The organism is Streptomyces sp. NPDC052107, assembly GCF_040680215.1.
Classification (GTDB): Bacteria; Actinomycetota; Actinomycetes; order Streptomycetales; family Streptomycetaceae; genus Streptomyces.
In genome coordinates this window covers 1-6,650 of sequence record NZ_JBFAWG010000179.1, presented here as the reverse complement: position 1 = coordinate 6,650, position 6,650 = coordinate 1, and the positions used below count along the sequence as shown (strand labels likewise).

At 64.3% G+C, this 6,650-nt stretch carries 4 protein-coding genes, 2 pseudogenes and 1 riboswitch; of the genes and pseudogenes, 2 read left to right on the top strand and 4 right to left on the bottom strand.

Annotated features, from left to right (window positions below):
• Positions 1 to 57 precede the first annotated feature (57 nt).
• Both AB0M27_RS46055 and AB0M27_RS46050 read right to left on the bottom strand, forming a co-directional pair.
• Entirely contained in the window at positions 58 to 1,536 is a 1,479-nt protein-coding gene (locus tag AB0M27_RS46055) for an amino acid permease (protein ID WP_365732104.1), read from the bottom strand.
• 276 nt (positions 1,537 to 1,812) lie between these two features.
• Complete coding sequence (locus AB0M27_RS46050; RefSeq protein WP_365732102.1) at positions 1,813 to 1,953, bottom strand: hypothetical protein; 141 nt, start codon at positions 1,951 to 1,953, stop codon at positions 1,813 to 1,815.
• Positions 1,954 to 2,089: 136 nt separating this feature from the next.
• Here AB0M27_RS46050 and AB0M27_RS46045 point away from each other — a divergent pair, with 136 nt between their 5' ends.
• Both AB0M27_RS46045 and AB0M27_RS46040 read left to right on the top strand, forming a co-directional pair.
• Positions 2,090 to 3,535: a PucR family transcriptional regulator gene (locus tag AB0M27_RS46045; RefSeq protein ID WP_365732100.1), complete on the top strand. Its 1,446-nt coding sequence runs from the start codon at positions 2,090 to 2,092 to the stop codon at positions 3,533 to 3,535.
• 130 nt (positions 3,536 to 3,665) lie between these two features.
• Positions 3,666 to 4,211 carry a hypothetical protein gene (locus AB0M27_RS46040; RefSeq protein WP_365732098.1) on the top strand — a complete coding sequence of 182 codons (546 nt, stop codon included), beginning with the start codon at positions 3,666 to 3,668 and terminating at the stop codon, positions 4,209 to 4,211.
• A gap of 851 nt (positions 4,212 to 5,062) precedes the next feature.
• Here AB0M27_RS46040 and AB0M27_RS46035 read toward each other — a convergent pair.
• Positions 5,063 to 5,347, bottom strand: a pseudogene (locus AB0M27_RS46035) (ISAzo13 family transposase); the annotation flags it as partial.
• A 459-nt stretch (positions 5,348 to 5,806) separates the two neighbouring features.
• Positions 5,807 to 5,875: riboswitch (guanidine-III (ykkC-III) riboswitch) on the bottom strand.
• Positions 5,876 to 6,557: 682 nt separating this feature from the next.
• A pseudogene (locus AB0M27_RS46030) lies at positions 6,558 to 6,650 on the bottom strand (IS607 family transposase); the annotation flags it as partial.

The window sequence follows — 6,650 nt, the reverse complement described above, 5'->3', positions numbered from 1 at the left end:
CGCCAATGCCGCTGGCAGCGCCCGTCACGATCGCGGTGCCTGCTTCCTGCCTACCGTTCATGCTGTGGTTGCTGCGACGCCGGCGGCCCCGTCAGCTTCCCCCTCCCGATCGATGGACGCCACATCCGGGATGCGCCGTCGCACGGATGCGTAGATGACAGCGCCGAGCACGCCAAGGACGGCGATCATGATCCATTCGGACCAGTCGAGGTAGCGCTGCGGGTAAACCCGACGTGGCCAGGCTATGTTCAGGAATTCGAGGATCACCCAGACAGTTGCGACAGCGGTCAACGGCAAGGAGTACCTAAGGGCGAACGGCCCTGGTCTCCAATTTCGTCGCAACTGCACGACCAAAAGGCCAATCAAGGGGAACAAAAAGGCGAGAAAGAACCCGCCGGATGAGAAGTTGACCATGATCGTGTACACGTTGGTGGCGAGTTTGCTGAGCATGAACAAGATGGAGCCGATTACGGTCGTCACCAGAATCGCGGCCCGGGGGAGGCGCTCGCTGGAACTCAGCCGTGACAGCACAGCCGAGCCGGGCAATGCGCGGTCCCGGGCAAACGCCCAGATCAACCGGGAGGCGGAGGTCTGCAGCGCAAGGAAGCTGGCGAGGAAGCCGATAACGAACAACACCTCGACCGGTTTGGCGATCCCACTACCCAGCGCGGATGTCAAGGTGAAGGAGACCGGGTCCGCGATCTTGCCGCTGGCGACGGCTGACAGGTCGGGGATAGCCAGGATGATGGCAAGGCTGGAGTAGGTGACCACGAGAGCTATGAACGTCAACGAGAAGATAACGGCCTTGGGCAGGTTCTTGTGAGGTTCTTGTACCTCTTCTGCTATCGCGCCCGCGCTTTCAAAACCGACGAAGGAGAATCCGACGAACGCGACGGCCACTAGAAACGGACCCGACAGCGACAGGTATCCGCCCCCGCTTCCGGCGCCCGTGCCGTGGAACAGAACCCCCAGCGAGTTGTGCCGGTGAAACAGCAGAAGCCATGTTCCCAGTCCAATTGAGCCCACGATCTCCGCGATGATGCTGCCAGTCATGAAGAGCTTCAAGGCCTGGCGGCCCACCAGATTCAGGGCGGTTCCGCAGAGCAGGATGACGAAGGCGATAGCCGCCCGTTGAGTGCCGGTGGGGGCATCGATACCGACGATGTTGGCGATGAACCCGGCCGCTCCCAGCGCCACCGTGGCCATCGCAATCACAAGGGTCCATGTGTATGCCCAACCCGCAAACCAGCCGTAGCCGCTGCCGAGAAGACGGCGAGACCACTGGTAGATCGATCCTTCGATCGGCCATCGAGAAACCAACGTGGCGAACACGAAGGCGACAACGAGTTGGCCGGCGAAGACAAGAAAAAATCCCCACCAGAAGCTGGGACCCGCTGCCGTGATCGCCAGGCCAAAGATTCCATACAGAGCCACGATCGGAGAGATGAACGCGAACGCGAACGCGAACGAGGACCACAGATTGAACTCTCGTTTGAGACTCTGCTCGGTGGGCGGAACAGTCGTGTCAGGCGACAATTTGATCTCCTGATGGCCGGGGAGGCGATGGATAGAGATTTTTCACGCTCCCGGGCCAGCTGCAATGCCCCAACAACCTTACGTTACGGACCTACAACCCAAGCCTTCCGCATTAGAGGTTCCCACAAGAGGCAGCCTCTTGACTTGGGAAGGAAAGGTCCGACGGACCTCACGCTGTCATACCCTCGGCCCGTCGCGGCACCACGGACCCCACCACCGCGCTCCCCACGGGCTCCGCGACCGCGGAAGGCGGCTCGGCCAGCACCTCGGCCACCGTCACACGGCATCCACACGACGATGAAGCGCGCGTTCCGCCCCGTCGGGCGAGGCCTGCGCCCGCCCGGCCTCCTTCCGTAGCCGCGCCACCTCTTCCCGGACCTTCTTCAGGTCTTCCAGCAGACCGATCACCGACGGCACCGGCCACCTCAACGATCGCCGCCAGCGGACCGACCGCCCCATCCCTCCCGCCACGGACCGAAATTCATGTCCACCCGAGCCGAACCAACGATCACGTTCGGAAATCGAAAGGAGTCTCACCAGATACGCTTGACCAGTGAGCTTCCCCGAGAGCACCTCCGGAACCGAATCCTCGGAAGGTACATGTCAGGTCACCCTGAGGGAACTCCTCGGCGTCGCGGAACTCCAACTGCAGTGGGTCCTGGGCGATCACGACAAGATGGAGCGAGCGGTGCGCTGGGCACACACCACCGAGCTGCTCGACCCCGCGCCCTACCTGAGGGGCGGCGAACTCGTGTGCACGGTGGGAGCCTCCCTGACTCACCCCGAGGCCTGCTGTAGCTTCGTCGCAGCCGTGTCCGGGGCGAATGCGGCTGCCCTGTGTTTCGGCACGGGTGATCTTCACGAGGAGATCCCCTCAGCGCTTGTTGACGCCTGCCAACAGCGCGGTCTCCCGCTGCTTCATGCACCCAAGGGAGTTCCGTTCATCAGAGTCGCGGAATATCTTTCCGAGCGCCGCGTCGCCGCTGAAATCCAAGAGAACCGGCGAGCTGAACTCTTGATGTCGAAATTGCTCGCGGCGGTACGTGCGCAGGTGCCGGTGTCCGGCATGGTGGCCATAGTTGCCGAGTCCTTGCGGGGGCGGGTCGAGCTGATCGTGAACGAGCGCACCATCGCGACCGAAGGGGTTGACAGCGCGGCAGAGGGCGTACTCGTCACAGCCGCCGTGGAAAAACGATCCACGCTGACATGGTCGGGAGCCGGCGCCGCCCCCAGCCTGACCCTCCTGGGACAGCTAGGACGGGTCATCGAACTCGCCAGGCATGAACGGGACGTGGAAGAGGCCCTCAAGCGAGAGCGAGTGGGACAGCTGCTCCTCTTGGTCGAGGATCGACTTGCCAACCCGATCGCATTGCGGCCGATCCTCGACGAGACAGGAATCGACGAGCGTCGGCTCGTACTCTCAGCCTGGCCGGAGGGAGCCGCACCCTTGCTGGCCGCTCATCTCGCGGACAGCCTGATCGGCGAGGCGCCCGGCATTGCCCTGGCAGTCACTCGAACGGCAAATCCGGCATATGGTGCCGCACAAATGTTGTCCCTGCCATGCGGCTATAGCAGCTCCGTCGAACTTGTCGAACTCCCGCGCGCGATCGCAGAGGCGCGCGCCGCTCTTAAGCTCGCACGAAGACGCGGCGGAGCGGTGGGACCCGACGCGCTGACGAGTCTGGAAGGGCTGCTGGAGCAACAGCCGGCGCGGCGCCTGAGCCCGTTCATCGACCAAATCCTGACCCCACTCATCACCTCGGACGACCGACACGGCACCAGCCACGTCGAAACTCTTCGGACCTTCCTGCGGCTGGGCGGATCTTTGCAGGAAACGGCCAGGGAGCAATACCTCCATGTCAATACGGTGCGGCACCGGCTCGCCCGGATTCACCTAATAACCGGACATGACCCTCTCGTTTTCGCCGACCGCGTAGCACTTGCCATAGCCCTATGGGCGTACGATCGACGTCAAACAGGCCAAAACCGCGCAATGTAAAGCGTTGTTGGGGGGAGTCGTTTGAGCGTTTCGCTCGACGGTTCCGCGCTGTTGTCGAGGAACTCTCGGGCCGCGACGTGCGTTGATTCGATGCGAGGGTGGAGCACGGACGAAAGGAATGTGATACGTCATGACCGTACCGCAGAAGCTGATTGGCGCCTGGCGTCGTACCGGACTGATCATCGACGGCTTGAGGCAGGTCGATTACTGCGATGTTCTGTGGTTGCAGAGCGCCCAGTGGTTTGCCGATATCCGGCTACCACTGGACCCAGTGAGACCGGCTCCCAGTGATGGCGTTGCCGGCTATTTCGCAAAGGAGGGTTCCTTTGCCGGGATCGGGCACTGGTCGTCTCCCATGATGACTTGGGAACACTTCATCGATGTGCGCACGAACCCTCAACCGGACTCAAATCATTTGCATTGGCAGAATTGGGGAATTATCGAGCGCGGTTCGAAATTGTGGAAGGCGAGGGAGGTGCCGTGGGCGGAGGAATGGATTCGCCTGACGGACGATTCAGTCGAGCCCGTGGTCGAAGCGGACGACAGACACGTCCATATTGTAGTTGGCGACTGGGCCATTAAGATAGAAGACGAACGCCCTCATGGAAATTTCCTTTCCGTGCGGCATGATCGCATCGACGGCGAATGGCGCGAGGTCGGTTCGGTGCGCGGCTGAGGTTGTCGCGCACGCCGGGGTCGTGGTCCTCGCGAGGTCGCCGCGTGCCGTCGCCTTCTTCTTGTATCGGACATTAGTGCCGACGCCATTTGATCAGGCTGCTGCCCTGCGACTATGGGTCGTTTTCGTGCTGATCGGGAGGGTGCCAGGCAACCGACGGCGACCGGCCCTGCCGCACAGGGCGACAGTCGTGTGCCGTCGGCGACCGCGCGCCAGACCTCGGCTGCGAGGTCGGGCATGGAGAGCTGCCGGACCGAGGTGGTCATGCTGATGGGTGAGCGCGTCCGCGATGCGCGCCCGGGCGTGCGCAGTGCCCTTGCTGGGTGTTGACGGTAGCCGCGACCCAGAAGGCCTCGGCGGCATGCCCTCGGGCCAGGTGAGTGAGGCACAGGTGGGGGAGCTCAACCGGGCGGCCTCGCCCGGTCGCCGAGCTCGGCCTCGACGGAGGCGAGCAGCAGCCTGCTGCGGACCAGGTCGGCAGCGTAGACGTGCACATTGTGCGGTTCCGAGCGCCAGAGCTTCCCGTGCGCGCTTCCTGGGGGGCGCCCCAGATTGCGGACGCAGCGGGGTAGCCGGATCCGCGCGTGCACCTGGAGCGCCGGCCGGCTCGGTGTCACTGAGCGGCCACATTTCCTGCAGCGTGTCCCGCTCGTCCTCGGCGTCGACGGCGTTGTCAGGTTGTCGTAGGTCTGCCGGCCGGTGGATGACCCGCAACAACCTGACAACGCCCGCAGCACTCGAAAAGCGGTGAGGTGCGCGTCAGTGGATCAGGCTTACGCGGTGAACTGGGCCTGGTCCCACTGCGGAGCCGCCGCCTGCGGAGCCCGGGACGGCAGGGCAGGGCTGCGGTCGGTGTCGGCACTGACGCGGTGCCCGGCCCGGGTCAGCTCGCGCGCGAGCCTGCGAGTGGACTTCACCGTCCACCGCAGCGGCGACATCGGATCACCCCGCACGTCCGGCTCAACTAGCGCCAACAGCACAGGCCGCAGCCCCGGATCGAGATCCGCGACCCCTTCGCGTCCCCCGCCTGGCCGCCGCACCCGCCCCAGAGGCTCCTCGCCCGCCTCCTGCTGTCGTCTCGCTGACCGCAGCTTCGGACACCCCCGTGCCCCAGTTCCCCGGGCCTCCGCAGGCATCAACAGCCGCCGCTGCCGCTTATTCAGACGCGGGAGCAACACTGCGAACTTCACAGTGAGTTCGTCACGAGTCTCGCCCCGGACGCATACCAGACCAAGGAGCTTCAGGACGGGAAGCAAAACACCTTGATTCCCTGCAAGTCCTAACTGCGCGGGCCATGCTGGAGCTGCGCGTTCCCTTGGACACTGTCCGGTGCGTTCAGTCCCGCGCCGGAAGGACCAAGGGTCAACCCAACCAGGGGTAGCAGCGAGACCACCGCCCAGACGCCCTCAAGGAGAAGAAAGCCCCACTGGCGCCCGCTCGCCGCGTCTACGGCAAGGCCAGCGGAGCCGACGAAGTTGAGCACGAGATACGGCCGGGAAGTGGCGTGCAGTCGACCAAGTTGCGCGAGTACGAACGGTACAAGGATGAGAAGCGAGCCAACGACTTGAATGGCCTGATCCACGACGGCACTCCCGATTACGCCGTCTTGTCAGGCCGGGTACGACGCGCCTCGTCCGGAGTCACCGCGAGCGTGGCGACTATTCTCCATATTTCCACACCAACGGAAAGAATGGAAGCCATGGGGCCGCTGATGAGTTGCGTGCAAAGCGCCACGAGGATAAGTCGAGGCTGCCCCGGCCGAAAACCTCATCCGCGCCGGCGGGAGCCGATGTGCTGGATGCGCGGCGTCTCGGGCGCTCGAAGGGATCCTCCTGCCCGGCTGGTGATCATCCCGGCTGACGGCTGGTCGTGCTGCTGCTCCTGGCTTACCTGACCGTAACCCGGCAACGCCAGAGTGCGGTTCTGCCCGAGTAATCGTGCGTTGCCGCACCGGCCGCCCTCAGCGGCATCGTGCAGGGTGCACTCGGAGGGGACTGACGTGGCCTCCGTCTGCGGGCGTGCGCCCGGCGTACTGCGGGTACGCCGGTCCGTGGCTGTGCCAGGAGCAGATGATGACCCGAGTGCGGTGCCGGCCGAATGGCGCAGGCTCTGGACGAGTATCTGCCGTTCCAACTCGACCAGCAGCCCGGCCGTTCGGCGAGGCCCGGAGCAGCATCGCCTTGGGCGCCTTGAACGTACTGCGGTGGATCTTGCTGCTCCTCAGCGCCAACCGCGCGCCGGGTCTGAGGCAGCGCATTCAGCAACACGTCTTCTGCAACCCGGAGGACTGGTCGGCCGAGGACCTCTTCGACAACCTGGAGGCGTTCGAAGCCGGCGACGTACGGGTCAGCCATGTTCGGCGGCCTCCAGTGCCTTGCGGGCGCGGTTCTTCGCCGACCTGCGCCCGTACAGGCGGGCGCAGAACGAGGTCAGCACCTC